At 66.1% G+C, this 24,508-nt stretch carries 23 protein-coding genes and 1 tRNA gene; 13 read left to right on the forward strand and 11 right to left on the reverse strand.

Translation table 11 applies throughout. The annotated features are described in order from the left end of the window. Window position 1: 1 nt before the first annotated feature. The 3 genes from B4920_RS29395 to ftsY all read right to left on the reverse strand — a co-directional run bounded on the left by B4920_RS29395 (window position 2) and on the right by ftsY (window position 4,601). Window positions 2–1,039 carry an ABC transporter substrate-binding protein gene (locus B4920_RS29395; RefSeq protein WP_161493213.1) on the reverse strand — a complete coding sequence of 346 codons (1,038 nt, stop codon included), beginning with the start codon at window positions 1,037–1,039 and terminating at the stop codon, window positions 2–4. Beyond that, window positions 1,036–3,363, reverse strand: coding sequence for an MFS transporter (locus B4920_RS00110; RefSeq protein ID WP_079432576.1), 2,328 nt, complete (start codon window positions 3,361–3,363; stop codon window positions 1,036–1,038). Before B4920_RS00110 ends, B4920_RS29395 begins: the two co-directional genes overlap by 4 nt. Before the next feature lie 122 nt (window positions 3,364–3,485). Continuing rightward, a complete protein-coding gene (gene ftsY / locus B4920_RS00115) occupies window positions 3,486–4,601 on the reverse strand; it encodes a signal recognition particle-docking protein FtsY (RefSeq protein ID WP_079432577.1) in 1,116 nt (371 codons plus the stop codon). Between the two features lie 159 nt (window positions 4,602–4,760). Here ftsY and B4920_RS00120 point away from each other — a divergent pair, with 159 nt between their 5' ends. From B4920_RS00120 to B4920_RS00140, 5 genes are read left to right on the forward strand one after another with little or no spacing between them, the layout of a single operon-like run. Continuing rightward, on the forward strand, window positions 4,761–6,134 hold the full coding sequence (locus tag B4920_RS00120) for a pitrilysin family protein (protein ID WP_254050800.1): 1,374 nt from the start codon (window positions 4,761–4,763) through the stop codon (window positions 6,132–6,134). A gap of 28 nt (window positions 6,135–6,162) precedes the next feature. Next, window positions 6,163–7,503, forward strand: a complete 1,341-nt coding sequence (locus B4920_RS00125) for a pitrilysin family protein (protein ID WP_079432578.1) — start codon at window positions 6,163–6,165, stop codon at window positions 7,501–7,503. Next, on the forward strand, window positions 7,500–8,036 hold the full coding sequence (rsmD, locus tag B4920_RS00130; RefSeq protein WP_079432579.1) for a 16S rRNA (guanine(966)-N(2))-methyltransferase RsmD: 537 nt from the start codon (window positions 7,500–7,502) through the stop codon (window positions 8,034–8,036). Before B4920_RS00125 ends, rsmD begins: the two co-directional genes overlap by 4 nt. A 38-nt stretch (window positions 8,037–8,074) precedes the next feature. Continuing rightward, a complete protein-coding gene (gene coaD, locus B4920_RS00135; protein ID WP_079432580.1) occupies window positions 8,075–8,563 on the forward strand; it encodes a pantetheine-phosphate adenylyltransferase in 489 nt (162 codons plus the stop codon). A gap of 17 nt (window positions 8,564–8,580) precedes the next feature. Further along, complete coding sequence (locus B4920_RS00140; RefSeq protein WP_079432581.1) at window positions 8,581–8,832, forward strand: YfhL family 4Fe-4S dicluster ferredoxin; 252 nt, start codon at window positions 8,581–8,583, stop codon at window positions 8,830–8,832. Between the two features lie 153 nt (window positions 8,833–8,985). Here the strand turns inward: B4920_RS00140 and B4920_RS00145 are convergent, their stop codons facing one another. Both B4920_RS00145 and mutM read right to left on the reverse strand, forming a co-directional pair. Further along, a complete protein-coding gene (locus tag B4920_RS00145) occupies window positions 8,986–10,938 on the reverse strand; it encodes a dynamin family protein (protein ID WP_079433097.1) in 1,953 nt (650 codons plus the stop codon). 104 nt (window positions 10,939–11,042) lie between these two features. Further along, window positions 11,043–11,852 carry a bifunctional DNA-formamidopyrimidine glycosylase/DNA-(apurinic or apyrimidinic site) lyase gene (gene mutM / locus B4920_RS00150; RefSeq protein ID WP_079432582.1) on the reverse strand — a complete coding sequence of 270 codons (810 nt, stop codon included), beginning with the start codon at window positions 11,850–11,852 and terminating at the stop codon, window positions 11,043–11,045. Window positions 11,853–12,024: 172 nt separating this feature from the next. Here mutM and B4920_RS00155 point away from each other — a divergent pair, with 172 nt between their 5' ends. The 8 genes from B4920_RS00155 (at window position 12,025) to B4920_RS00190 (ending at window position 19,350) form a co-directional block, all read left to right on the forward strand. Then, window positions 12,025–13,749: a tetratricopeptide repeat protein gene (locus tag B4920_RS00155; RefSeq protein ID WP_079432583.1), complete on the forward strand. Its 1,725-nt coding sequence runs from the start codon at window positions 12,025–12,027 to the stop codon at window positions 13,747–13,749. Then, entirely contained in the window at window positions 13,746–14,324 is a 579-nt protein-coding gene (locus B4920_RS00160; protein WP_079432584.1) for an outer membrane lipoprotein LolB, read from the forward strand. Before B4920_RS00155 ends, B4920_RS00160 begins: the two co-directional genes overlap by 4 nt. Window position 14,325: 1 nt before the next feature. Further along, window positions 14,326–15,186, forward strand: coding sequence for a 4-(cytidine 5'-diphospho)-2-C-methyl-D-erythritol kinase (gene ispE, locus B4920_RS00165; RefSeq protein ID WP_079432585.1), 861 nt, complete (start codon window positions 14,326–14,328; stop codon window positions 15,184–15,186). Window positions 15,187–15,204: 18 nt separating this feature from the next. Next, a tRNA-Gln gene (locus tag B4920_RS00170) sits at window positions 15,205–15,281 on the forward strand. Window positions 15,282–15,354: 73 nt separating this feature from the next. After that, entirely contained in the window at window positions 15,355–16,305 is a 951-nt protein-coding gene (locus B4920_RS00175) for a ribose-phosphate pyrophosphokinase (RefSeq protein WP_079432586.1), read from the forward strand. An 89-nt stretch (window positions 16,306–16,394) separates the two neighbouring features. After that, entirely contained in the window at window positions 16,395–16,994 is a 600-nt protein-coding gene (locus B4920_RS00180) for a 50S ribosomal protein L25/general stress protein Ctc (RefSeq protein WP_079432587.1), read from the forward strand. A gap of 31 nt (window positions 16,995–17,025) precedes the next feature. Further along, window positions 17,026–17,625 carry an aminoacyl-tRNA hydrolase gene (gene pth / locus B4920_RS00185; protein WP_079432588.1) on the forward strand — a complete coding sequence of 200 codons (600 nt, stop codon included), beginning with the start codon at window positions 17,026–17,028 and terminating at the stop codon, window positions 17,623–17,625. Window positions 17,626–17,727: 102 nt separating this feature from the next. Next, a complete protein-coding gene (locus B4920_RS00190) occupies window positions 17,728–19,350 on the forward strand; it encodes a methyl-accepting chemotaxis protein (RefSeq protein ID WP_079432589.1) in 1,623 nt (540 codons plus the stop codon). Window positions 19,351–19,476: 126 nt separating this feature from the next. Here B4920_RS00190 and B4920_RS00195 read toward each other — a convergent pair whose 3' ends face one another. The 6 genes from B4920_RS00195 to B4920_RS30715 all read right to left on the reverse strand — a co-directional run bounded on the left by B4920_RS00195 (window position 19,477) and on the right by B4920_RS30715 (window position 24,362). Beyond that, window positions 19,477–20,433 (reverse strand): branched-chain amino acid ABC transporter permease, encoded by a 957-nt coding sequence (locus B4920_RS00195; protein WP_254050801.1) that lies wholly within the window; start codon window positions 20,431–20,433, stop codon window positions 19,477–19,479. Window positions 20,434–20,455: 22 nt separating this feature from the next. Continuing rightward, window positions 20,456–21,337 (reverse strand): branched-chain amino acid ABC transporter permease, encoded by an 882-nt coding sequence (locus tag B4920_RS00200; RefSeq protein WP_079432590.1) that lies wholly within the window; start codon window positions 21,335–21,337, stop codon window positions 20,456–20,458. A 114-nt stretch (window positions 21,338–21,451) separates the two neighbouring features. Further along, the gene (locus tag B4920_RS00205; protein ID WP_079432591.1) at window positions 21,452–22,666 is read right to left on the reverse strand and encodes an ABC transporter substrate-binding protein; all 1,215 of its coding nucleotides are present in this window, start codon (window positions 22,664–22,666) and stop codon (window positions 21,452–21,454) included. 35 nt (window positions 22,667–22,701) lie between these two features. Continuing rightward, window positions 22,702–23,424 (reverse strand): ABC transporter ATP-binding protein, encoded by a 723-nt coding sequence (locus B4920_RS00210; protein WP_079432592.1) that lies wholly within the window; start codon window positions 23,422–23,424, stop codon window positions 22,702–22,704. A 15-nt stretch (window positions 23,425–23,439) separates the two neighbouring features. Continuing rightward, a complete protein-coding gene (locus tag B4920_RS00215; RefSeq protein WP_079432593.1) occupies window positions 23,440–24,207 on the reverse strand; it encodes an ABC transporter ATP-binding protein in 768 nt (255 codons plus the stop codon). A 23-nt stretch (window positions 24,208–24,230) separates the two neighbouring features. Next, window positions 24,231–24,362: a hypothetical protein gene (locus tag B4920_RS30715; RefSeq protein WP_256376076.1), complete on the reverse strand. Its 132-nt coding sequence runs from the start codon at window positions 24,360–24,362 to the stop codon at window positions 24,231–24,233. Between the last annotated feature and the right edge of the window lie 146 nt (window positions 24,363–24,508).

The raw sequence follows: 24,508 nt of genomic DNA on the forward strand, positions 1-24,508 counted from the left end.
GTCAGTGTTCTCCACCGTCGATGCCGACGATTTCGGCGACATCGAGCAGCTTGAGGGGCGGATAGCGGCCGAGCTGGAGGGCGACCGGCAGGTTGATCAGGTAGGAGAAGTTGCGCGGCAGCGTCACCGGGATGTCCGCCGGTGAGGTCTTGTCGCGCAGGATGCGCAGGGCCTGGGCGGCGGTGAAACGGCCGACATCCTCGTACTTGTTGACCACGCCGAACAGCGCGCGGGATTGCTGCACCGGCGCCTCGGCGGCGGCGAAGACGGGCAGGCCGCGGGCCAGGGCGCCGTCGGTGAGGGTGTCACGGCGGCTGTTGAGGAAGCTGTCGGGTCCCTGGTAGAGCAGGTCCACCTTGTCGCGCGCGAGCTCGTCCAGCAGGCCGGGCAGCGCGTTGCCGTCCGGCGTGCCGGACGGGGAGACCGGCAGCCGCCGCTCGACCAGCGTGAAGCCGTGGCTGGCGGCGAGGCCGCGGAGTTCGTCGCGGGTGCTGACCGAGTTGGATTCGGTCTCGTTGAGGATGTAGCCGATCCGCTTGAAATCCAGGTAGCTGCGGGCCGCCTTGATCTGCGTTTCCACCGGCAGCAGGTAGAGGGTGCCGCTGACGTTGCTGCGCGGGCGGGCGAGGTCGGGCACGACGCCGGCCGCGACGGGGTCGGAGACGATCATGAACAGCACCGGCCGGTCGGTGATGTGGCGCTGTGGATCGACGTGCCGCCAGTCGCCCACTGCTTCCTGGGTGACCGTTGTGCCCCAGGTGACCACCAGGTCGGGCTTGCTGCGGCGGATTTCGTCCACGAAGCCGGCGACGCGGCGTTTGTCCTGGGCAGCATCGCGCAGCGTGAATTCGGCGGCGATGCCGCGCTGGCGGAAATAGGCCTGAAAACCGTGGCAGGCCTCCTCGCAACCGCGGAACAGCAGCAGCGTGATGCGGTAGGGGGCGACTTCGGTTGCCGGTTTGATGGCGGCCGCTAGCGGGGCCTGCAGGCCGAGGGCGCAGGCGGCGACAGCGAGCAGCGGGCGGAACGGGAACTTCACGCGGCTTTCCTTTCCAGGGCCTGGAGCAGGGCGAATCCAAGGGTGGCGCCAATGACCAGTGCGCCTATCGTGGCCATCACGCCGCCATAGGCGGCGATCGTCAGCAGGCTGCCGGCCAGCAGTGGCCCGATCACCGCACCCAGGCGCTCGACGGTGCGCAGCAGCACCACGGCCGCCGGGCCATGGTGGCCAAGCATCGCCTGCAGGGCGGCGGCCGACAGGCCGGTACCGACGCCGAGCGCGGCGATACCGGCGAACAGCGCCGGGGCGCCGCCGAGCAGCCCGGCCAGGCCGCCAATGCCGATCACCAGCCCGCCGAGCAACACCAGGCCCCGTTCCCAGCCGTAGCGGTCGGCCAGCCAGGATGCCAACGGGTTGCTTGCGGCAACCAGCAGAAAATACAGCATCATGGCTCTGCCGGTCGACCCGCTGCCGAAGCCTTCCTGTTGCAGCGCCAGCGGAACCAGGTAGAACAGGAAGCCGGCGAGGGCTAGTTTGGCCGGCAGGGCGGCGGTGAGCAGCGGGGCCAGCACCCGGCGCTGAAACAGCAGCTCGAGCAGGGGCGGGGACGAACTCGGCAGCGCTGCCGGCGGTGGCAGGCGATCCAGGCGCTGCACGAGCAGCGCCAGCACGCTCATGCCGACGGCTCCGGCAAAGACGGCGGCCGCGCCGAACTGCTCGGCCAGCAGGCCGCCGATCGGGGCGCCGCAGATTGCCGCGGTCTGTACCGCACCGACGAACAGGGCGAGGGCGCGGGCCCGCTCGCCGTCGGCGGCGGCGCGCAGGAAGTACTGCTGCATGGCCATCGTGCCGATGGCGTAGCCCGCCGCGCACAGGCAACGGGCGGCGACGAAGGCCGCATAGCCGCCGCCGGCCAGCGCCCAGCCGAAGCCGGTGGCGGACAGCGCGGAGCCGAGGGCAAAGGTGCGGGCGGTGCCGAAGCGTTCCGCCCAGCGGCCGGCAAAGGGGGTGAGGAGGGCGAAGCTCGCCATGTAAGCGGAGATCGGCAGACCGATCGCCGTGGCGCCGTGTTCGCCGGCGGCCTGGGCGAGGCCGGCGATGTGCAGCGGCAGGAAAGCGCGGGTCAGCTCTTCCGACAGGATCAGCAGGAACACTGCCAGCCGCGCCAGGCCGAGGCGCCCGCGACCGGCGGAGGCGGGATCGAGGCGGTCGCCGGCCAGAATGGCGCCGAGAGTTTCGTTGAAGAGTACGACCGCGACCAGGAACACGATGGCCAGGTCGATCGCCTGACTGCGCATTTCCCGATGGACCACATGGCTGTCGGTGCTCGCCGTCAGCTGGGCCAGGGGGTGGCCGTCCCGGCCGGTGACGGTGGCTTCGACACTGTGGCCGGGTTCGCCGGGATGTTCGCGCAGATAGCTGAGCACCGGGCCTTGCAGGCGCAGGGAGAGGATCTCGGGATGGTGGGCGAGGGCGTCGTCGAAATAGGCCTCGACGCCGTTCAGGCGTTCGAACGGAATCCCCAGGCTCAGCGCCGTGGAGATGCGCCCGGCCAGCGTTGCGGCCAGGGTGCGGGCCTTGGCGTCGAGGGCCGGGGCCAGGCGCTCCGAGAAGCTCGGCAGCGTCTGCAGGCTGAGGGCCAGGCTGCTGCTCAGGGCGAGCAGCAGGGCCGCGACGAGGATACGCAGGCGCAGCTTCGCCCGGTGGCCGCCCCAGCGCCCCGCTGCGGCCAGCAGCAGCGGCAGCGCGGCCGCCACTCCCGCCAGGGTGGCGAGCAGGCGCGGCCAGGCGGCGTGGCGGGCAGCCTGCAGCGTATCCGACAGCGCGCCCGCGTCGACCTCGAACAGCACGCCGCCGACGACTTCGCCATCGTTGTCGGCCAGACGCAGTCCGACCCGCAGCGGCCCGTGTGCAGGCAGTTGCGACCACGCGCCTTTGCTCTTGAGAACGAGGTCGAGCTCGTCCCGCCCAGGCGTCTGCGTCGAGGGGCCGCTGTCGAACAGGATGCTTCCGTCCGCGGCAAGGACGCGGATCGCCCTGATGTCCGGGTCTTCCGCCTGCAGGCGGGGCAGCAGGCGGCGGATGCCGGCCGATTCGGCGAGGAGCAGGCCGTTGGCGGAGCTGCGCTGGAAGGTGGCCTGCACCTGGTCCGCGGCGATGGCGATGCGGGAGACGGTGATGCCGACCAGCAGGTCGTGCTCCTTGTGGAGCAGCAGCAAGGCCTGCAGTCCCAGCGCCAGGGCCTGGGCGGTGAACAGCAGCAGGCCGATGCGCAGCCAGCCGCTCAGCGGAAAGGGGGAGGCCGGCGTGTCGGCAAGGTACTCCGCCCGGCAGGCCGGGCGGGAGTCGGGGGCTGGCTGCATCCGCGTCTCTCCGCTGGAAGGAGGGGCGTGGATCGCCGCGCGTCAGGCGCCCCTCGTCATTCCGGAAGAATAGGCGAGAACGCCGGCCGGTGCACGCTGGATATGACGTGCGGCAGGTCGGGTCAGTCCGCCTGCTCGGCGGTGCCGCCGACCGGGGTGAACAACGCGTCGACGAATTCCTTGGCACGGAAGGTCTGCAGGTCGTCGATCTGCTCGCCGACGCCGATGAAGCGCAGGGGCTTCGGGCTCTGGCGGGCAATGGCGGCGACTACGCCACCCTTGGCGGTGCCGTCGAGCTTGGTGAGGACCAGTCCGGTGACGCCGATGGCGGCATCGAAAGCCTTGACCTGCTGCAGCGCGTTCTGCCCGATGTTGGCGTCGAGAACCAGCAGCACTTCATGGGGGCCGGAGGGCTCGGCCTTCTGGATGACCCGGCGGACCTTGGCGATCTCTTCCATCAGGTGCAGCTGGGTGGGCAGGCGGCCGGCGGTGTCGGCCAGCACGATGTCGATGTTGCGGGCGCGGGCGGCGCTGATCGCATCGAACACCACGGCGGCCGGGTCGCCGGACTCCTGCGCGATGACGGCCACGCCGTTGCGCTCGCCCCAGGTCATCAGCTGCTCGCGGGCGGCGGCGCGGAAGGTGTCGCCGGCGGCCAGCAGCACGCTCTTGCCCTGGTTCTGGAAGTGCTTGGCCAGCTTGCCGATGGAGGTGGTTTTACCGGAACCATTCACCCCAGCGATCATGATGATGTACGGTTTGTGGCTGCTGATCTCGAGGGGTTGCTCGAGGGGGGCGAGGATGGACAACAGGCCCTCGGCCAGCGCGCCTTGCAACTGGTCGGCGGTTTCTAGCTTGTCGCGCTTCCAGCGCAGGCGCAACTCATTCAGCAGGTGCTGGGTGGCCTCGACGCCGCAGTCGGCCATCAACAGCGTGGTTTCGAGTTCTTCGAGGAGTTCCTCGTCGATCTTGCGACGGGAGAACAGGCTGGTCAGGTTGCCGAGGCCGCCGCCGATCTGCTCGCGGGTGCGGGACAGGCCGGCGCGCAGGCGGTCCATCCACGAGCGTTTCTTCTCGGGCTCGGGCGCCGGGGCCGCCGCGACGGGGGCCGGAGTCGGCACCGGCGCTTGCGGCGCGGGCATGGCGGGGAGGTCCGCCTGGGGGGCTGCGGCCGGCGCTTCGGGGGCCGGTGCCGGAGCGTCGCCGGGCTTGAGGGCTTTCTTGAGGAAACCAAACATGGGGTGCTGAGTCTGAAGGTGGGTCGATCGGACCGGTGCATGGGGCGAAAAGGCCTGTCATGTCCGGTTGGCCGGGTCGTCGGAATGCCGCTATGATGCCGCGCCACTCGCCGGCCAGTGGCCATCGTCCTTCAATTTTACCAGATGCTTCAACAGCCTATGATGAAACGCAGTTTGCGGATCGCCTCGTCCGCTGTCGTCCTTTCCGTGGCGCTGGCCGCCCCGGCCTGGGCTAATCCTTACGAGAGCGTGCTTCCGAATGGAATGAAGTTGATCGTCAAGGAAGACAAGCGGGCGCCGTCGGTGGTGCATATGGTGTGGTACCGGGTGGGCGCGATGGACGAGGTGGATGGCACCTCTGGCGTGGCCCATCTGCTCGAGCACATGATGTTCAAGGGCACGAAGAAGGTCGGGCCCGGAGAGTTCAACAAGCTCGTCGCCGCGGCAGGCGGGCGCGACAACGCTTTCACGAGCCACGATTACACGGCCTATTTCCAGCAGGTGCCGAAGGAGGCGCTGGGCCGCATGATGGCTCTGGAGGCCGACCGCATGGCCAACCTGCAGGTGACCGAGGCCGGTTTCAGCAAGGAGATCGAGGTCGTCAAGGAAGAGCGTCGCCTGCGCACCGACGACAAGCCCCGCTCGCTGGTCATCGAGCAACTGATGGCGACCGCCTTCCAGGCCCATCCCTATCGCCGGCCGATCATCGGCTGGATGAGCGATCTGGACAACATGACCGCCCGCGATGCCCGCGAGTGGTACCAGCGCTGGTACGTGCCCAACAATGCGACCCTGGTGGTGGTCGGCGACGTGGATCACAAGGCGGTCTTCAAGGAGGCTGTGCGCACTTACGGCCAGGTGAAGAGCCGTCCGTTGCCGCCGCGCAAGCCGCTCGTCGAGCCCGAGCAGACCGGGCCGCGGCGCACCGTCGTGAAGGCGCCGGCCGAGCTGCCCTACGTGGCGCTGGCTTGGCGCGCGCCGACGCTGCACAACGTGAAGGGCGACGACGACTACTATGCGCTGCAGGTGCTGGCCGCCGTGCTGGATGGCTATGAAGGCGCCCGCCTGGCGAAGAACATCGTGCGCGGCAGCCGCGTGGCGGTGACTGCTGGCGCTGGCTACGACGGTTCGGCTCGCGGCGAGTCCCTGTTCATCCTCGACGGGGCGCCGGCCGCCGGCAAGACGGTTGCCGACGTGGAGGCCGCGCTGCGTGCCGAGATCACCCGCATCCAGAACGAAGGCGTGTCGGACGAGGAGCTGCGCCGCGTGAAGGTCCAGGCGGTGGCAGGCCAGGTCTTCAAGCGCGATTCGCTGATGGGCCAGGCGATGGAGATCGGCATGGACGAGATGGTCGGTCTGTCGTGGAAGGACGACGACCTGGTGCTGCAGCGCATCCGTGGCGTCACCGCGGCCCAGGTACAGGCGGTGGCCAGGAAGTATTTCCGTGACGAGACCCTGACCGTCGCCGAGCTCGAACCGCTGCCGGTCGATCCCCAGGCCCGCGCCAAGGCTACTGCACCGCATCAACATTGAGCGCCCCCGTTTTCGAGGTGATTTTCCGATGATTTCCCATTCCCTACGTCTCGGGGCTGCCGTGGCGCTGACCCTGGCGACCCTGTCGGCCCATGCCGGGCTGAACATCCAGACCTGGACCGCCGCCAGCGGCGCCAAGGTGTTCTTCGTCGAAAGCCATGCCCTGCCCATCGTCGATGTGCAGGTGGATTTCCGTGCCGGTGGCGCCGAGGTGCCGGCCGGCAAGGCCGGCATCGCCGGGCTGACCCGCGGCCTGCTCGATGCCGGTGCCGGAAGCCTGGATGAGGAGGCCATCGCCAACCGCGTCGCTGACCTGGGCGTGCAGCTCGGCGGCGATGCCGACATGGACCGGGCGTCCCTGTCCCTGCGCACCCTCAGCAACCCGGAGGAGCGCAACGGCGCGGTGGATCTGCTGGCCACGCTGATCCAGCAACCGACCTTCCCGGCGGCCATCGTCGAGCGGGAAAAGGCCCGCAGCATCGCGGGCCTGAAGGAGGCCGACACCCAGCCCGACGCGATCCTGGCCCGCCGCTTTGCCGCTGCGGTGTTTCCCAGCCATCCCTACGGCCGCCTGCCGAGCGTGGAAACGGTGTCGTCCATTACGCGTGAAGAACTGGTGGATTTCCACAAACGCAACTACACCGCGGCGCGGGCCGTGGTGAGCATCGTCGGCGACGTGTCGCGGGCCGAGGCGGAGGGTATCGCCAGCCGTCTCACGAGCGGTCTGCCGGCCGGCGAGGCGCCCAGCGCCACTGCCAACACCGCGCTGCCGCAAGCCCAGATCATTCGCGTGCCCAATCCGTCGGCCCAGGCCCATATCTCCGTCGGTCAGCCCGGCATCCGGCGGGGTGACCCGGATTTCTTCCCGCTGGTGGTCGGCAACTACATTCTCGGCGGTGGCGGCTTCGTCTCGCGCTTGACCAATGAGGTGCGCGAAAAGCGTGGCTACGCCTACAGCGTGTACAGCTATTTCATGCCCCAGCGCGACGTGGGGCCCTTCGAGATCGGCCTGCAGACCAAGGGCAGTCAGGCCGACGATGCCCTGCGTGTCGTCTCCGCAACCCTCGACGAGTTTCTCGCCAAGGGGCCGACGGCGGCGGAGCTGCAGGCCGCCAAGGACAACCTGATCAACGGCTTTGCGTTGCGCCTCGACTCCAACCGCAAGATGCTGGAGCAGGTGGCGGTCATCGGCGGCTTCGGCCTGCCGCTGGATTACCTGGATACCTACCGGGACAAGGTCAAGGCGGTGACTGTCGCTCAGGTGCGCGATGCTTTCCGGCGCCATGTGTCGAAGGACCACCTGGTGACGGTGGTGGTCGGTGGCGATGGGGACAAGAGTGCGCCGGTAAAGACGGGGGCCAAGCCTTGAGCCGTGTCCGTATCGTCGGTGGGGAGTGGCGCTCACGCCTGATCGACGTCAGCACCGTCAAGGGTTTGCGTCCCACGCCGGATCGGGTGCGTGAAACCCTGTTCAACTGGCTGGGGCAGGAGCTGGATGGCCGGCGTTGCCTGGACCTGTTCGCCGGCAGTGGCGCACTGGGTTTCGAGGCGGCGTCGCGCGGTGCGGAGAGCGTGACGATGGTCGAGCAGGATCCGGTTGCTTTCGCCGCGCTGCGCGACAACGCAAAAGCCCTGCAGGCGACGCGTGTACAGCTTGTGCGGGGCGATGCGTTAAAATTCGCGCGCTCCGTACCCCAGCCCTTCGATGTGGTGTTTCTCGATCCGCCGTACCGGGCGGGCTGGATTGAGCGGATCGCGTCGCTGCTGCCTGGCCTTCTGACCGAGGATGGTGTGGTGTATGTGGAGGCGGAGTACGGTATCGAGAGCATCGAAGGATTGACGCGAATCAAGCACGGAACGGCCGGGCAGGTGTATTACCACCTCTTTGCCGCCTGCGCCTGACGGCCGCGTAGTTTTTGCCAACAGGGGAGGGCTGCAGGATGAGGGACGGTATCGCGGTATATCCGGGGACTTTCGATCCATTTACGCGTGGACACGAGGATCTGGTGCGACGCGCATCGCGCCTGTTCGAGCGGGTCATCGTCGGTGTCGCCACCAGTGGCGGAAAGGGGCCGATCTTCTCCGTCGAGGAGCGGGTCGAGATTGCCAAGGAAGTGCTGGCGGCCTACCCGAACGTGGAGGTGAAGGGTTTCTCGTGCCTGCTGATGGATTTCCTCCATCAGAACGGGGCACGCGTCATTCTCCGCGGCCTGCGTGCGGTGTCGGATTTCGAGTACGAGTTTCAGATGGCCGGCATGAACCGCAAGCTCTATCCGGACGTGGAAACGGTCTTTTTGACCCCCTCCGACGAGTTCATGTTCGTGTCTGCCACCATGGTGCGCGAGATCGCGCGGCTCGGTGGCGATGTGAGCAAGTTTGTGCAGCCCGGTGTGCTCGAGCGGCTGCGTTTGAAGATCAACAGTAAGTAACGAGGAAGTAAAGCAAAATGGCTTTGATGATTACCGACGAGTGCATCAACTGCGACGTCTGCGAGCCGGAATGCCCGAATGGTGCCATTTCCCAGGGTGAAGAGATCTACGTGATCGACCCGAACAAGTGTACCGAGTGTGTCGGCCACTTCGACGAACCCCAGTGCCAGCAGGTCTGTCCGGTGGACTGCATTCCCTTCAATCCGGAGCACCCGGAGAGCAAGGAAGACCTGTTGGAAAAGTTCCACAAGCTGACCGCCGAAAAGTAAGACCCGGCTTCAGTCCTGAAGAAGCAAGGCCGGCCGCTCCGACAGGAGCGTCCGGCCTTGTCTTTTTTGGGGGGCTGCTGGTGTGGGGGCGAATGAATTCGCCCCCACGTCCTCCTTGCTCCACCTTGAATCGCCGGGGCGCCGCTCCGACGTTCAGGCCGCCAGCGCGGCGGCGGCGCCAGTGTCGGCCGGCATGTCAAGGGCCTGCTCGATGCGTTCGGATAGCGTGTTGAGCTGGCGGAGCTGCTGGACCAGCAGATCTTCGGCTTGCTGCAGTTCGCCGACCCGGTCTTCCAGCGTGTCGGTGGCCTGGTGAATGCGCTTGACGCTTTCGAGGCGGCGCTTGAGTTGCAGCTGGTATTCGCGGACCTGGGTTTCCAGTGGCGCCATGACGGCGCGCAGCCACTGCTCGGCATCCCGGTTGGCCACTTCGAAGGTTCGTCGCGCCTGCACGGCGACGGTTTCGAAGAACTTCTGGGTCAGGGTGTGCTTCTCGGTGGTGACGATGGTCAGTACCGTGTTGAACTGGCTGTTGAAGGCGTCTTCCAGGCGCTCGATCTCCTTCTCGTAGCGCAGCGTCGAGAAGGCCGTCGGGGCGGCCAGCTTGAGGCCGTGCTCGACGGTGAAGCGTTTGTACATCGCGTCGAGCATCTTGGAGATCTCGCCGATCTCGTCGGTGGATTTCCGGAGGTTGCCGCGCAGGTGCTCGAAGAAGCCCTTCATCGCTTCGCGCAGGCCACGGGAGAAGGCCGCGTCGAGCATGGCCTCGCGGGTGCGCCGGGTTTCGTCGCGCAGGGCGTCCAGGCCCAGGTGGCCGAAAAGGTTGTTGGACAGGTTGGAGAAGACGCTGCGCACCGCGTAGTACTTCTGCAGGCCCTGTTCGAACTCGTCCTTTTCGGAGCGCACCTTGCGCATCATGTATTCGATGACGTTCTGGTTCTTGCCGCGCAGGTCGGTGAGTTCCTGTAGCTGCTCGCGCAGGCCGGTGAGGCGGGCGTTGAGGAGTTCGCGGCTGCGGCTGACGATGTCGTTCACGTCGCCGTAGGTGTTGTCGCGCACGATGTCGCGCTTGGTCGGCAGCAGCTCGGTGGACAGGGCTTCCTCGAGTTCGACGATGCGGCTGCGAGCGAGCAGGTCGTCGTCGTCATTGACCTTGGCGACCAGGCCTTTCTGGGCGGATACCGGATAGACCTGGCTCGGGTCGACTTCCAGCGTGGCGGCCACGCTGGCTACCTGCCCGGCGATCTCCCGTTCGATGTCAGCCTCGCTGCGCAGGCCGTCCCACAGGCCGTCGATCTTGTTGAGGGCCACCAGGCGGCCGCGCTGGCGGCGGCCGGCGTTGACGTGTTCGCGCCAGACGGCCAGGTCGCTCTGGGTCACGCCGGTGTCGGCGGCCAGGATGAACAGTACCGCGTGGGCGTTGGGCAGCAGGTTGAGGGTCAGCTCCGGCTCGGCGCCGATCGCATTGAGGCCGGGTGTGTCGAGGATGACCAGCCCCTGCTCGAGCAGCGGGTGGGGAAACTGGATGATGGCGTGGCGCCAGCGTGGAATCTCGATCGCGCCGTCGGCGTCGGGGCGCAGGCCGGTGTCGCCGCTGTCATCGACCGGGAAGCCCAGCTCGTCGGCCTCGCTCCGGCTCACCAGACGGGTTTCGCCGACCTGGGCGAGGGCCTGCTGGAGGCTTTCGGCCGAGCTGGTGTCGAGGGGGCGGACCCGCCACTCCTCGGGATAGCGCTTGAGCTCGGTGATGCTGGCGTTGGTCTTGCGGCTCTCGATCGGCAGCAGACGGATCTCGGGCTTGTCGCCCTGCTTCCATTGCAGTTCGGTCGGGCACATGGTGGTACGCCCGGCGCTGGACGGCAGGATGCGATTGCCGTAGCCGGCGAAGAACACGGCGTTGATCAGCTCCGACTTGCCGCGGGAGAACTCGGCCACGAAGGCGACGATCAGCTTGTCTTCGCGAAGGCGGTCGAGCAGGTACTGCAGGCGCAGGTCGGACTGGGCATCACCAATCTCGTTGAGGTGCAGCCATTTGCGTAACTCCTCGATCCCGGTCGCGACGTCGCCGCGCCATTGGGTGTAGGCGGAGAAGTGTTCAGCAAGCATGTGGGCGTCTTTCACGGGCTTCATTCCTGGCTGGGCGCCGCTGCGTCGGCACGAATGTCCAATATCCTAAGCATAAACGTGAACGCGGCCGGCAGGAACCGGTTTTAATGCTGACAGCGTGGGCAAAAGAAGGTGGCGCGCTGTCCCATGATGCGTTTGCGGATCGTTGTGCCGCAGTTGCGGCAGGCTTCGCCGTCGCGTCCATAGACGAAGTATTGCTGCTGGAAGTAGCCCGGCGAGCCGTTGCTGCCGACGAAGTCGCGCAGGGTGCTGCCGCCGGCGGCCAGTGCGTCGAGCAGGGTCTCGCGGATGCAGCCGGCGAGGCGGGCGCAGCGGCGCGGGCCGAGTTCGCCCACCGGCGTGGTCGGATCGATGCCGGCGCGGAACAGGCTCTCGGACGCGTAGATGTTGCCGATGCCGACCACATGGGCGGCGTCCATCAGGAACAGCTTGACCGGTGTCCGGCGATCGCGGCTGGCCGCATGGAGCCAGGCGCCGTTGAAAGCGTCGCCGAGGGGCTCGATGCCCAGGCCGGCAAGCAGTGAATGGTCCTCGTCACCGGCCTGCCACAGGACCAGGCCGAAGCGACGCGGGTCGCGCAGGCGCAGTGCCCGGCTGCCGAAGACGATGTCCAGGTGGTCGTGCTTTTCGGGGGGATGCCCGGTCGGTACGATGCGCAGGCTTCCCGACATACCCAGGTGTACGAGCAGGCTGCCGGCCGGGAAGCGGAACAGCAGGTACTTGGCGCGACGCTCGACCGCCAACAGGGTCTGGCCCGCAAGGATCTCGCCGAGATCGGCGGGAATCGGGTGGCGCAGGCGGCCATTGCGGATGGTGACGGCGCTGACGTCGGCGCCGGCGAGTTCGGGGGCGATGCCCCGGCGGGTGGTCTCGACTTCGGGTAGCTCTGGCATGGGGCTGAATGGAGTTGGCTTGCTGGGGGTGGGGAAACCGCCTAACATCCGGCGAACCCCGAACCCTATTGTAATAGCGCGATCCAACCGGTGTCCGGGGGCCGTCGATGCAACAATCGTCCGCCTGGGCTGGCGGCTGCGGCCTTCTCCAACATCTTGTCAGAGCCCTTCGATGAAGCCTTTAATTCGCCTCGTGCGCCCGGCCCGCCTGCTGGCCGTTTTGTTGATAGCGGGGGGGCAGACAGCGACGGTAGAAGCCCAGGAGTCCGCCGTCGAGGAGCCGGCTGGCGCTGTTACGACCTATCCCGCACAGCCATTGACGCCACAGATCCTGCAGCAGTTGATGCTGGCGGAAATTGCCGGCGCGCGTGGACAACTGGTCGTATCGGCACGCTCTTATCTGGATCTGGCCCGGCGCACGCGGGATCCGCGCATTGCCCGGCGGGCCGCCGAGATCGCCGTGGTCTCGCGCCAGGCCGAGTTGGCCAGCGAAGCCTCGCGTCTATGGCTGGAGCTCGACCCCCGGTCGCTGCAGGCTCAGCAGCTGGCCAGCGGTGCGTTCGCCAACGAGGCGCGCATCGAGGAGTTGAGTGCCCAGCTGGCCCGGGCGCTGGCCCAGCAGGGGCAGAACATCGGCGCCGCGCTGATGGGGCTCAATCGCGGGCTGGCACAGATTCCCGACAAGGTGCTGATCCGGCGCCTGGTGAATGAGCTGACCGAGCCCTATCTGGACCGGGCGGAGGCGCATTTTGCGCGGGCCAATGCGGCGTTCGTCGCCGGTGATGCGGTGGCGGCCTCCCAGGCCCTGGATGGTGCGCTGGCGATCCGGCCGGACTGGGAGCAGGCGGTCGTGCTGAAGGCCCAGTTCGAACAGGAGGCATCGCCGGGCGCGGGGGTGAAAATCCTGCGCGACTACCTGGGCGTCCATCCCGAATCCCGCGAGGTCCGTATCGTGCTCGCCCGCATGCTGGTGGCCAGCCGGGAGTACGCCGGCGCGCGGGAGCAGTTCGAGATCCAGCTCAAGCGCGAGCCCGACGACCGCGACGTGGTCCACGCCGCAGGCCTGCTGGCCATGCAGCAGGGCGACCGTGATGCTGCCGAGGCCCATTTCCGTCACTTGCTGACGCTCGGCTTTGGCGATCCGGACACCGTCCGCATGTATCTCGGCCAGATCGCCGAGGACGCCAGGCGCTACGACGATGCCCTCAACTGGTACAAGGCGGTGGCGCCGGGCCCACAGTTCATTGGCGCCCAGGTGCGCGTCGCCCAGGTGCTGGTCGGGCGCGGCAAGCTGGCCGAGGCGCGCCTGCATCTGCAGACCGTGGCCCGCGACGCATCCCAGGACAAGGTTCAGTATGTACTCGCCGAGGCGCAGCTGTTGCGCGATGCCAACCGGGCCGACGAGGCCTTCCTGGTGCTCGACGAGGCGTTGCGCCGCGATCCCGAAAACATCGACCTCCTGTACGAATCCGCGCTGGCGGCCGAGCGGCTTGGCCGCGTGGAGGCGATGGAGGGGCGCCTGCGCAAGGTCATCGCCCTCAAGCCCGACCAGGCCCACGCCTACAACGCACTCGGCTATTCCCTCGTCGATCGCAATCAGCGCCTTGCCGAGGCGGAAAAGCTGATCCGCAAGGCCCTCAGCCTGATGCCCGGCGACCCCTTCATCATCGACAGCCTGGGCTGGGCCCTGTATCGCAAGGGCGATCTCAAGGGGGCGCTGGAGCAGTTGCAGAAAGCCTTCGAGCTGCGTGCCGATCCGGAGATCGCCGCCCATTTGGGTGAAGTACTGTGGGTGCTGGGGCGGCGCGAGGAGGCGACCAAGACCTGGCGCGAGGCCGCCAAGGCCAACCCTGACAACACCGTGCTGGCCGACGTGATCAAGAAGTTCAAACCGTGAGGGGCACTGTCGTTGCAAGTCTGTTGCCGCTGCTGCTCGGCGCCTGCGCATCGCAGCCTCCTGCGCCGGCCGCCGCCGTGAGGATCGTCGAGCCGCCCGCCGTGGCGCTCCTGTCCCGCTTCGAGATCGATGGTCGCCTGCAGGTCCGGGATGGTGACAAGACCGCCGCGGTCGGGGTCGAATGGATGCACGCGGAGGAGGGGGACGAGTGGCTGTTCTCCGGCCCGCTCGGACAGGGGCTGGCGCGCATCCAGTCCGGCCCCGAAGGCGCGCGGATGACCCTCGCCGATGGACGGCGCATCGAAGCCCCGTCGGCGGCGGAGCTGGCCGAGCGCCTGTTCGAGGTGCACGCCCCCTTCGCCCAGTTGCCGCGCTGGGTGACGGCCCGCTTGCCGGGCGGTGCCGAGGTTCGCGAACTGGACGCCATCGGCCGCCCGTTGCGGGTGGTGGACCAGGGTTGGACCATCGAATATCTCGAATACGCCGGCGATGCCCTGGCCGACCTGCCGCGCAAGATCGACATTCACCGCGGCGAAACGCGGCTGCGCCTGATCATCGATACCTGGAATCCCTGACGTGACGACTGCCCAATTCGATCCGGCTGCCACCATCCGCGTGGCTGCGCCGGCCAAGATCAATCTGTTCCTGCACATCGTTGGGCGCCGCCCGGATGGCTATCATCTGCTGCAGACCGCCTTCCGCATGCTCGACTGGGGGGATGAGATCACCCTGCGCCGTCGGGACGACGGCGCGATCCTGCGCACTACCGACATTCCCGGGGTGCCGGCCGAGTCCGACCTGGTGATAAGGGCTGCCCGGGCCCTGCAGGCCGCAACGGGGACGTCCTTCGGTGCCGAGATCGGTGTCAGCAAGAAGATCCCAATGGGTGGTGGCTTGGGCGGCGGAAGCTCCGATGCGGCATCGGTGCTGCTCGCCCTCAACAGGATCTGGGGCTGCAGGCTGCCCCGCCGGCACCTGCAGGAAATCGGCCTGAGGCTGGGCGCTGACGTACCTTTCTTCATCTTCGGTGAGACCGCCTTTGCCGAGGGTGTGGGGGAGGATCTGAGCCCCCTGAGCGTGCCGCCGGCCTGGTATGTGATGGCGGCGCCGAGCGTTTCCGTGCCAACTGCTGAAATTTTTTCTGATCCACTGTTGACACGCGATAGCGAAATCCTAATAATGCGGGCCTTCGCAACGCACACAACGCGAAACGACATGCAGGGAACAGTCTGCAGGAAGTTTCCGGAAGTGGCTGAAGCGCTGGTCTGGTTGTCGCAGTACGGGGCAGCGAGAATGAGCGGTTCAGGAGCTTGTATCTTCGCTCCCTTCGATTCGAAGGACGCGGCAGAGCAGGTTATGGCCAAAGCCCCGCAGGGTTTGAAGGTCTGGGTAGCCGAAGGGCTCGACAGGCACCCTCTGCAGAGCTGGGTTGTGTAAGTAGCGAGAACGATTTCTTGGGGAGTCGCCAAGTTGGTCAAGGCACCGGATTTTGATTCCGGCATTCGAAGGTTCGAATCCTTCTTCCCCAGCCAAATTATGCGGGCAGGCCAAAAACCTGCCCGTTTTGTTTTAAGCTGTTCTACATCGCAGTAACGAGAGGTGATCATGGCTTCGGGCAGCCTGATGGTTTTCACCGGCAACGCCAACCCCAAACTGGCCGCAGATGTTGTGCGCCGCTTGGGCAAGTCTCTGGGTTCCGCCACTGTAGGGCGTTTCTCTGACGGCGAAGTCAATGTCGAACTGCTGGAGAACGTGCGTGGTAAGGACATCTTCGTCCTCCAGCCGACCTGCGTTCCCACCAACGACAACATCATGGAACTGCTGATCATGGTCGACGCGCTGAAGCGTGCGTCTGCCGGCCGGATCACCGCAGCCATTCCCTATTTCGGTTACGCCCGTCAGGATCGCCGTCCGCGTTCTGCGCGTGTGCCCATCACCGCCAAGGTGGTGGCCAACATGCTGCAAGCGGCGGGTGTGCAGCGCGTCCTGACCGTCGATCTTCACGCCGACCAGATCCAGGGCTTCTTCGACATTCCGGTGGACAACATCTACGCAACCCCGGTGTTGCTGGATTACCTGGAAAAGCAGAAGTACGACGACCTGATGGTCGTGTCGCCGGACGTCGGCGGCGTGGTTCGTGCCCGTGCCTTCGCCAAGCGCCTGGAATGCGATCTGGCGATCATCGACAAGCGTCGTCCCAAGGCCAATGTTTCCGAGGTGATGAACATCATCGGCGAGGTCGAAGGTCGCACCTGCGTGATCATGGACGATATCGTCGATACCGCCGGCACCCTCTGCAAGGCCGCGCAGGCCCTCAAAGAGAACGGCGCCAAGCGCGTGCTGGCCTACTGTACGCATGCGGTGCTGTCCGGCCCGGCGATCAGCCGTATCAACGAATCCGATCTCGACGAACTGGTCGTCACCGACACGATTCCGTTGTCGGACGAAGCCAAAGCCTGTAGCAAGATCGGATCGGTCTCGATCGCCGATCTGCTGGCCGACACGATCCTGCGGATCAGTAACGAAGAGTCGGTCAGCTCGCTCTTCACCGAGTAAATCGTCAAGTTTTGAGCCGGTGGGTGCAAGCCCGCCGGCTTTTTTCAGCCTGTCTGGTCGCGGACAGGCTTTTTACTGGAGTAGTACTGATGACCATTCAATTCAATGCCAAGTCGCGCGTTCAGCAGGGTTCGAGTGCGAGCCGCCGCCTGCGTCGTGCCGGCAGCGTGCCCGCCATCGTCTTCGGTGGCTCCGCCGCTCCGCAGCAGATCGAAGTCGATCACAACGAGATCTACCACGCTCTGCGTAACGAAGCCTTCCACTCCTCCGTGCTGAGCCTGCTGCTCGACGGCGCTGCCCAGGCCGTGATCCTGAAGGATGCCCAGTGGCACCCGTACAAGCAGCAAGTGCTGCACCTGGACTTCCAGCGCGTTGACGCTACCCACAAGATCCACGTCAAGGTGCCCCTGCACTTCGTGAACGCCGAAATCGCCCCGGGCGTGAAGCTCGACGGTGGCATCGTGTCCCACGTGCAGACCGAAGTCGAACTCGAGTGCCTGCCCGGCGACCTGCCCGAGTTCATCCTGGTTGACCTGAAGGATCTGGCTACCGGCCACTCCCTGCACGTTTCCAACCTCGTCCTGCCGGCTGGCGTAAAGGCGCTGACCCATGGCGAAGACCCCGTCGTGGCGACCATCCTGGCCGTTCGCGGTGGTGGTGACGAAGCTGCCGAAACCCCGGCTGCCTGATCGTCAGAGGGATTGCGAGGCCACTGAAGCGATGAGCCAGCTTGCACCCAAGCTCGTCGTCGGCCTCGGCAATCCCGGTGCGGAATACGCTGAAACCCGGCATAACGCCGGGTTTTGGTTTTGTGAGCGCCTGGCCCGCGAGCTGGGTGTGGGCTTCAGCAAGGAAGCCCGTTTCCACGGCCTCGCCGCCAATGCCCGCAACGAGGGTGTGTGGTTGCTGATGCCACAGACTTTCATGAACCGCTCCGGCCAGTCGGTGGCCGCGCTGGCGCGTTTCTATCGCATCGCACCCGCCGAGATCCTGGTGGTGCATGACGAACTCGATATTCCTCCCGGCCAGTTACGCGTCAAGTTCGGCGGTGGTCTGGGGGGGCATAATGGCCTGAAAGACATCACCGCTCACCTGGGGACCCAGGATTTCTGGCGCCTGCGCATTGGCATCGGCCATCCGGGTGACCGCAACGAAGTGGTGAATTTCGTCCTCAAGCCGCCCCGGCGCGAGGAGTCGGCCCTCATCGACGAGTCCATCGATCGTGCCTTGTTGGCCTGGCCCCTGATGGCCCGGGCCGACTGGAGCGGCGCAACCCAACGTCTTAATACCCGCCCCGCAGCCCCTAAGGCGCCCCGCTGATTTCGGCGCGGGCTTAAAGCCCGTCCTGCCTTTGCCGTATACCTTCCATAGACAACAATGGATCGGCCTTTCGACGGCCGACATGAATCTGGGGTGGTAAGCATGCGCAAGCTATCGGATACGCCTATCTGGCTACGTCTGACGGGGGCGATCTGGCTGATGCTGGTGATCGCATGGGGGGGCATGATCGCGTGGGAGTCCCGCGTCAATCGGGATATCGCGATTGCCCAGGCGGAGGATTTTGCGCACAGCATCCACGAGATGACCATGGCTGGCCTGACCGGCATGATGATCACCGGTACGGTGGGGCAACGGGAGGTCTTCCTCGACCAGATCAAGCAGTTGTCGGTGATCCGCGATCTCGAAGTGATCCGCGCCGACGCGGTGAGCAAGCAGTTCGGGCCCGGCAACCGCAAGATGCCGGCGCTCGACGAAGACGAAAAGCAGGCGCTGAGCAGCGGCCAGGCCATCGTGCGGGTCGAGCACGGCAACGCTAGCGGCGAATACCTGCGGGTCGTCAAGCCGGCGCTGGCGTCCACCAACTACCTTGGCAAGAACTGTACGGCCTGTCACCAGGTGGCACCGGGCACCCCGCTGGGCCTGGTGAGCATGAAGATCTCCCTGGACCGGGTGAACGAAGCGGTCGACACTTTCCTGTGGAAGAGCATCGTCAGCGCCCTGGTCGTGTCCTTGCCGCTGATCGCCTTTGTGATGTTCTTCATCCGGCGCTTCGTCGTGAATCCCCTCACCGAGATGAACAACAGCCTGGCCGAGATCGCCAAGGGTGAGGGCGACCTGACCCGGCGCCTGGCGGTGGCCGGTCAGGACGAGATCGGCAAGACTGCGACGACCTTCAACGAGATGCTCGGCACGATTGCCCAGCTGGTGCGGCATGTGTCCGAATCGGCGGCGCGGGTGACCAGTTCGGCCCATCAATTGTCGGCCAGCGCGAGCCGGGTCGCTGATGGCTCGCGCCGCCAGAATGACCAGTCGATGAATGCCGCTGCGTCGGTGGAGCACATGGCGGCCAACATCGCCAATGTGGCGGCCAGCGCCGAGCGGGTGCATCAGCGTTCCCAGGAGAGTCTGAAGCAGGCCAACGAAGGCAGCCGGACCCTCGATTCCCTGGTCTCCGAAGTCAGCCATGCGGAGAGCGCCGTACGTGAAATGGCCTCGTCGGTGGAACAGTTCGTCGAGTCCACCACCGCGATCACCGCGATGACCCAGGAAGTGCGGGACATCGCGGAGCAGACCAACCTGCTGGCGCTCAACGCAGCCATCGAGGCGGCCCGTGCCGGCGAGCAGGGGCGCGGCTTTGCCGTGGTGGCGGACGAGGTGCGCAAGCTGGCCGAGAAGTCGGCCCGTTCGGCCGGTGAGATCGACGCGGTCACCTCGCGCCTCAGCAAGCAGTCGGTGGCGGTGCGCGAATCGATCCAGCAGGGGCTGGAGCATCTGGCGTCCAGCCGCGAGGCGGTGTCCACCGTGTCCAGTGCGATCACTGCCGGCAACGAGTCGGTGGTGGCGGTCGGGCATGGTCTCGACGAGATTGCCGAGGCAACCGAGCAGCAGCGCTCGGCTAGTGCCGCCGTGGCCGAAAGCATCGAGTCGATTGCCGCGATGGCGCGGGACAACAACGAGTCCGTCGAGTCTACGGCCCGCGCGGCCCAGGACATGGAAAACCTCGCCAGCCAGCTGCAGCAGACGGTGTCGCGCTTCCGGGTGTAATCCTGCGCGAATACCCCGCCCGAGACTGGGCCGGTGGCGACTTACGCGGACTTACACCGCTGAGCGCAAGAAAAAGGCGGCCATCGTGGCCGCCTGATGCTTCTGTCGTCGATCCGGCTGGCCGCCTCAGCGGATGCCGGCCCGCTGGATCAGGGCCTGGATCTCGCCGACGATGCCGCGCCGGAAGGCCAGCACGCAGGCGACGAAGATCGCTCCCATGATCACCGTCACCCACGAGCCGACCTTGTCGGCCAGCTCGTTCTGCAGTGTCACGATGGTCGCCGAGCCGACCGCCGGGCCGAGGATGGTGCCGAGGCCGCCGAGCAGGGTCATCAGTACCACTTCGCCGGAGGTGTGCCAATGCACGTCCGACAGGGAGGCGAGCTGGAAGACCAGGGTCTTGGTGGCGCCGGCGAGGCCGGCCAGGGAGGCCGAGATCACGAAGGCCAGCAGCTTGAACCTGGCCACGTCGTAGCCAAGGGAGATGGCCCGTGGCTCGTTCTCGCGGATGGCCTTGAGGATCTGTCCGAAGGGCGAGTGGATCGTCCGGTAGATGAGGAAGAAGCCGAGGCTGAACACTGCGTACACCAGGTAGTACATGGCGATGTTGTCCGACAGGTCGATGAAGCCGAACAGGTGGCCGCGGGGTACGCCCTGCAGGCCGTCTTCCCCACCGGTGGCCGGCACCTGCAGGACCAGGAAGTACACCATCTGCGCGAGGGCCAGGGTGATCATCGCGAAGTAGATGCCGGTACGGCGGATCGCCAGGATGCCGAATAGCCAGCCGAGCAGACCGGCGCTGACCGTGCCGGCCAGAATGCCGACCTCGGGCGAGACGCCGGAGTCGCGCACCAGCAGGCCGCACACATAGCCCGCCGTGCCGAGAAAGGCCGCATGGCCGAAGGACAGCAGGCCGGCGAAACCGAGCAGCAGGTTGAAGGCGCTGGCGAACAACGCGAAGCAGAACAGTTTCATCAGGAAGGTCGGGTACACCGCGAAGGGGGCGAGCAGGCCGACGACGAACAGGCCGGTGTACAAGACCTCGGTCTTGATCAGGGCGCTGGGCTGGGCGGGAGAGTTCACGCTGACTCCTGGTTTCCGTGGATCAGGCCTTGCCGAACAGGCCCGCAGGCCGCACTAGCAGGACGATGACCATGATGACGAAGACAACGACGGCGGAGGCTTCCGGGTAGAAGACCTTGGTCAGGCCCTCGACGAGGCCCAGCCCGATGCCGGTGACGATGGAACCGAGGATGGAGCCCATGCCGCCGATCACCACCACGGCGAAGACGACGATGATCAGGTTGGAGCCCATCAGCGGATTGACCTGGAACACCGGCGCTGCGAGCACGCCGGCGAAGGCCGCCAGCGCCACGCCGTAGCCGTAGGTGAAGGTGATCAACAGCGGCACGTTGATGCCCAGCGCCTGGACGATCTGCGGGTTCTCGGTGCCGGCGCGCAGGTAGGCGCCGAGACGGGTCTTCTCGATCATGAACCAGGTGCCGAAGCACACCGTCAGCGACACGACGACGACCCACGCGCGGTATAGCGGCAGGAACATGAAGCCCAGGTGGATGCCGCCGGAGAGGGCTTCCGGCACCTCGTAGGACTCGCCGGAGATGCCGAACTGGTCGCGGAAGATGCCCTCGATGATCAGCGCCAGCCCGAAGGTGAGCAGCAGGCCGTAGAGGTGGTCGAGCTTGTAGAGCTTGCGCAGCATGGTGCGTTCGAGGATCACGCCGAGCAGGCCGACCAGCAGCGGTGCGGCGATCAGCGCCACCCAGTAGTTGATCTGGAACTTGGTCAGGGCCACCCAGGCGATGAAGGCGCCCATCATGTACTGCGCGCCATGGGCGAAGTTGATGATGTTGAGCAGGCCGAAGATGATCGCCAGCCCGAGGCTGAGGATCGCGTAGAAGGAGCCGTTGATCAGCCCAACCAGCAACTGGCTGCCAAGCAGGGCCGTCGGGACGCCGAAGATTTCCATGGGGCACTCCAGTCCTGGTATCGCGTCGGTCTACCAGACGATGTTGAGGAGACTTCTTCTCCTGCGGGGGCGAATGTCTCGCTTTGGATGACGCCCCCGCAAGGTCTCGCGCGGTTACTTCTTGACCAGCGCGCAGCGCGATTGGGACAGGGGCTGGAAGGCCTCTGCCGCCGGGATGGTCTGGCGCACGGTGTAGTAGTCCCACGGGTACTTCGATTCGGACGGCTTCTTCACCTGCATCAGGTACATGTCGTGCACCATGCGGCCGTCCTCGCGGATCTGGCCGTTCTTGGCGAAGAAGTCGTTGATCGGCGTCTTCTTCATCTGCGCCATGACCTTCTTGGTGTCGTCGGTGCCGGCTGCCTTGACCGCCTTCAGGTAGTGGTAGATCGATGAGTACTGGCCGGCCTGGACCATCGTCGGCATCTTCTTCTGCACGCTGAAGAAGCGCTTCGACCAGGCGCGGGTCTCGTCATTGAGGTCCCAGTAGAAGCCTTCGGTCAGGTACATGCCCTGGGTGGACTTGAGGCCCAGCGCGTGCACGTCGGTGATGAACATCAGCAGGCCCGCGAGGGACTGGGTCGGCGTGATGCCAAACTCGGCGGCCTGTTTGATGGAGTTGGTGGTGTCGGCGCCGGCATTGGCCAGGCCGATGACCTGCGCGCCGGAGGCCTGGGCCTTGAGCAGGAAGGACGAGAAGTCTGAGCCGGGGAAGGGGTGGCGTACCGAGCCGAGCACCTTGCCGCCGTTGGCGGTGACCACCGCCGAGGCGTCTTTCTCAAGCGCCTGGCCGAAGGCGTAGTCGGAGGTGATGAAGAACCAGCTCTTGCCGCCCTGCTTGGTCACCGCCTTGGCAGTGCCGTTGGCGAGGGCGTAGGTATCGTAGGTGTAATGCACCGACACGTCGTTGCACTGCTCGTTGGTGATCGGCGTGGAGCCCGGGCCGTTCATGATCGCGATGCGGTCCTTCTCCTTGGCCACCTTCATCACCGCCAGCGCGGTGGAGGTGGTGACCAGTTCGGTGGCGGTATCCACGCCTTCGCGCTCGAACCACTCGCGGGCCTTGTTGGAGGCGATGTCGGCCTTGTTCTGATGGTCGGCGGTGACCACCTCGATCTTGAAGTTCGGCTTTTCCTTGGCGATGAAGTCCTCTACGGCCATCTTGGTGGCCAGGACTGCACCAGAGCCGGCCAGGTCGGAATAGGTGCCGGACAGGTCGGTGAGCACGCCGATCTTCACCACGCCGCCGGAGATCTGCGCGTGGGCGCCCGCGGACAGGGTGGCGAGGGCTGCGGCACAGGCCAGGCTCATCGTCTTCTTCATGCTCATGTGTCTCACTCCTTTTGTTTATCGTGTGTCGGGGTTCAGACGCCCAGCGTGTGGTGCAGCCAGTCCATGCGGCCGGGCAGTTCTTCTTTGCTGATCGTGGCGAGGATCTCGCCGTGCTCCAGCACGTAGTGGCGGTCGGCCAGCGGCGCGGCGAAGCGGAAGTTCTGCTCCACCAGGACGATCGTGAAACCGCGTGCCTTGAGCTCGGTGATGACCTCGCCGAGCTTCTTGACGATGACCGGCGCCAGCCCTTCGGTGATCTCGTCGAGCAGCAGCAACTTGGCGCCGGTGCGCAGCACGCGGGCCATCGCCAGCATCTGCTGTTCGCCGCCGGACAGCTTGGTGCCCGGGCTGTGGCGGCGCTCCAGCAGGTTGGGGAACATGGCGTAGAGCTCGTCCACCGACATGCCGCCGCTGGCCACCTGGGGCGGCAGCAACAGGTTCTCTTCGGTGGAAAGGGACGCGAAGATGGCGCGTTCCTCGGGTACGTAGCCGATCCCGTAGCGGGCCATGCGGTGGGTTGGTTCGGCGATGACTTCCTTGCCGTTCACCATGATCGAGCCGCTGCGCCGGCCCACCAGACCGAGGATGGACTTGAGGGTGGTCGACCGGCCGGCGCCGTTGCGGCCCAGCAGCGTGATGCACTCGCCGCGCCCGACGTGCAGGTCGATGCCGTGCAGGATGTGGGATTCGCCGTAGAACGCGTGCAGGTCGCGGATGCGCAGCATCTCGGGCTTGGGGTCGAAGGCGCTGGTCATGGGGCGGGATTCCGGTCAGTGGTGGGCGTCGTGCATGTCGGCTGAGCCCACGTAGGCTTCGAGCACCTGCGGATTCTTCGAAACCTCCTCGTAAGAGCCCTCGGCGAGGATGCTGCCGCGCTGCAGCACGGTGATGCGGTCGCACAGGTTGGCGACTACCGATAGGTTGTGCTCCACCATCAGGATCGTGCGGTCGACGGATACCTTGCGGATCAGCGCGACGACGCGGGCGATGTCCTCGTGGCCCATGCCCTGGGTCGGCTCGTCGAGGAGCATCATCGTCGGCTCCAGCGCCAGCGTCGTGGCGATCTCCAGCGCGCGCTTGCGGCCGTAGGGCATTTCCGCGGTGACGGTGTCGGCGAAGCCGGCCAGGTCCACCGACTCCAGCAGCTCCATCGCGCGGCCGTTGAGCACGTCCAGGCTCTTCTTCGAGCGCCAGAAGTGGAACTCGGTGCCGAGCTTCTTCTGCAGGCCGATACGCACGTTCTCCATCACCGTCAGGTGCGGGAAGGTCGCCGAGATCTGAAAGGAGCGCACCAGCCCGCGCCGGGCGGTGGCGGCCGGCGCCTCGCGGGTGATGTCCTGTCCGTCGAAGCTGATCGTGCCGTGGGTCGGCGGCAGGAACTTGGTGAGCAGGTTGAAGACCGTGGTCTTGCCGGCGCCGTTGGGGCCGATCAGCGCGTGGATGTGTCCGCGCCGGATTTTCAGATCCACGTTGGAAACCGCCGTGAAGCCCTTGAACTCCTTGGTCAGGCCGGCGGTTTCGAGGATGTACTCGCTCATAGGACCTCCCGCAGTGTGGCCGATCAGTGTTTCGTCGGGAGGGTTCGGCGGACGGGAATGGGAATTGGGCGCCGCTGCGTCTCGATGAAGCGGCGGGCGAGCCGCACGGCGAGGACGAGCGTGATGATCGTTGCCAGGATCGGCAAGGGGCTCATGGCGGTGTCTCCGTATCGTTATGGCAGCTAGCCTAGGGCCGGACCTTGTCCACACCGTTGCTCAAATGTAACGAATGGTGCGATGTGCCGGTCGGGCTGCCCCGGCGTGCTGCGCCTTTGCTGGTGCCGCAAGGGCGTGGGGGCCG

It is taken from the genome of Zoogloea sp. LCSB751, from assembly GCF_002028455.1.
In the GTDB taxonomy this organism is placed as follows: domain Bacteria; phylum Pseudomonadota; class Gammaproteobacteria; order Burkholderiales; family Rhodocyclaceae; genus Zoogloea.

What these genes read in the sequence shown, in the direction of transcription:
- B4920_RS00110 (WP_079432576.1), bottom strand. Translation starts at nt 3,363, where the DNA reads ATGCAGCCAGCCCCCGACTCCCGCCCGGCCTGCCGGGCGGAGTACCTT.
- ftsY (WP_079432577.1), bottom strand. Translation starts at nt 4,601, where the DNA reads ATGTTTGGTTTCCTCAAGAAAGCCCTCAAGCCCGGCGACGCTCCGGCA.
- B4920_RS00120 (WP_254050800.1), top strand. Translation starts at nt 4,761, where the DNA reads ATGATGAAACGCAGTTTGCGGATCGCCTCGTCCGCTGTCGTCCTTTCC.
- B4920_RS00125 (WP_079432578.1), top strand. Translation starts at nt 6,163, where the DNA reads ATGATTTCCCATTCCCTACGTCTCGGGGCTGCCGTGGCGCTGACCCTG.
- coaD (WP_079432580.1), top strand. Translation starts at nt 8,075, where the DNA reads ATGAGGGACGGTATCGCGGTATATCCGGGGACTTTCGATCCATTTACG.
- B4920_RS00140 (WP_079432581.1), top strand. Translation starts at nt 8,581, where the DNA reads ATGGCTTTGATGATTACCGACGAGTGCATCAACTGCGACGTCTGCGAG.
- B4920_RS00145 (WP_079433097.1), bottom strand. Translation starts at nt 10,938, where the DNA reads ATGCTTGCTGAACACTTCTCCGCCTACACCCAATGGCGCGGCGACGTC.
- mutM (WP_079432582.1), bottom strand. Translation starts at nt 11,852, where the DNA reads ATGCCAGAGCTACCCGAAGTCGAGACCACCCGCCGGGGCATCGCCCCC.
- B4920_RS00155 (WP_079432583.1), top strand. Translation starts at nt 12,025, where the DNA reads ATGAAGCCTTTAATTCGCCTCGTGCGCCCGGCCCGCCTGCTGGCCGTT.
- B4920_RS00175 (WP_079432586.1), top strand. Translation starts at nt 15,355, where the DNA reads ATGGCTTCGGGCAGCCTGATGGTTTTCACCGGCAACGCCAACCCCAAA.
- B4920_RS00180 (WP_079432587.1), top strand. Translation starts at nt 16,395, where the DNA reads ATGACCATTCAATTCAATGCCAAGTCGCGCGTTCAGCAGGGTTCGAGT.
- pth (WP_079432588.1), top strand. Translation starts at nt 17,026, where the DNA reads ATGAGCCAGCTTGCACCCAAGCTCGTCGTCGGCCTCGGCAATCCCGGT.
- B4920_RS00190 (WP_079432589.1), top strand. Translation starts at nt 17,728, where the DNA reads ATGCGCAAGCTATCGGATACGCCTATCTGGCTACGTCTGACGGGGGCG.
- B4920_RS00200 (WP_079432590.1), bottom strand. Translation starts at nt 21,337, where the DNA reads ATGGAAATCTTCGGCGTCCCGACGGCCCTGCTTGGCAGCCAGTTGCTG.
- B4920_RS00205 (WP_079432591.1), bottom strand. Translation starts at nt 22,666, where the DNA reads ATGAGCATGAAGAAGACGATGAGCCTGGCCTGTGCCGCAGCCCTCGCC.
- B4920_RS00210 (WP_079432592.1), bottom strand. Translation starts at nt 23,424, where the DNA reads ATGACCAGCGCCTTCGACCCCAAGCCCGAGATGCTGCGCATCCGCGAC.
- B4920_RS00215 (WP_079432593.1), bottom strand. Translation starts at nt 24,207, where the DNA reads ATGAGCGAGTACATCCTCGAAACCGCCGGCCTGACCAAGGAGTTCAAG.
- B4920_RS30715 (WP_256376076.1), bottom strand. Translation starts at nt 24,362, where the DNA reads ATGAGCCCCTTGCCGATCCTGGCAACGATCATCACGCTCGTCCTCGCC.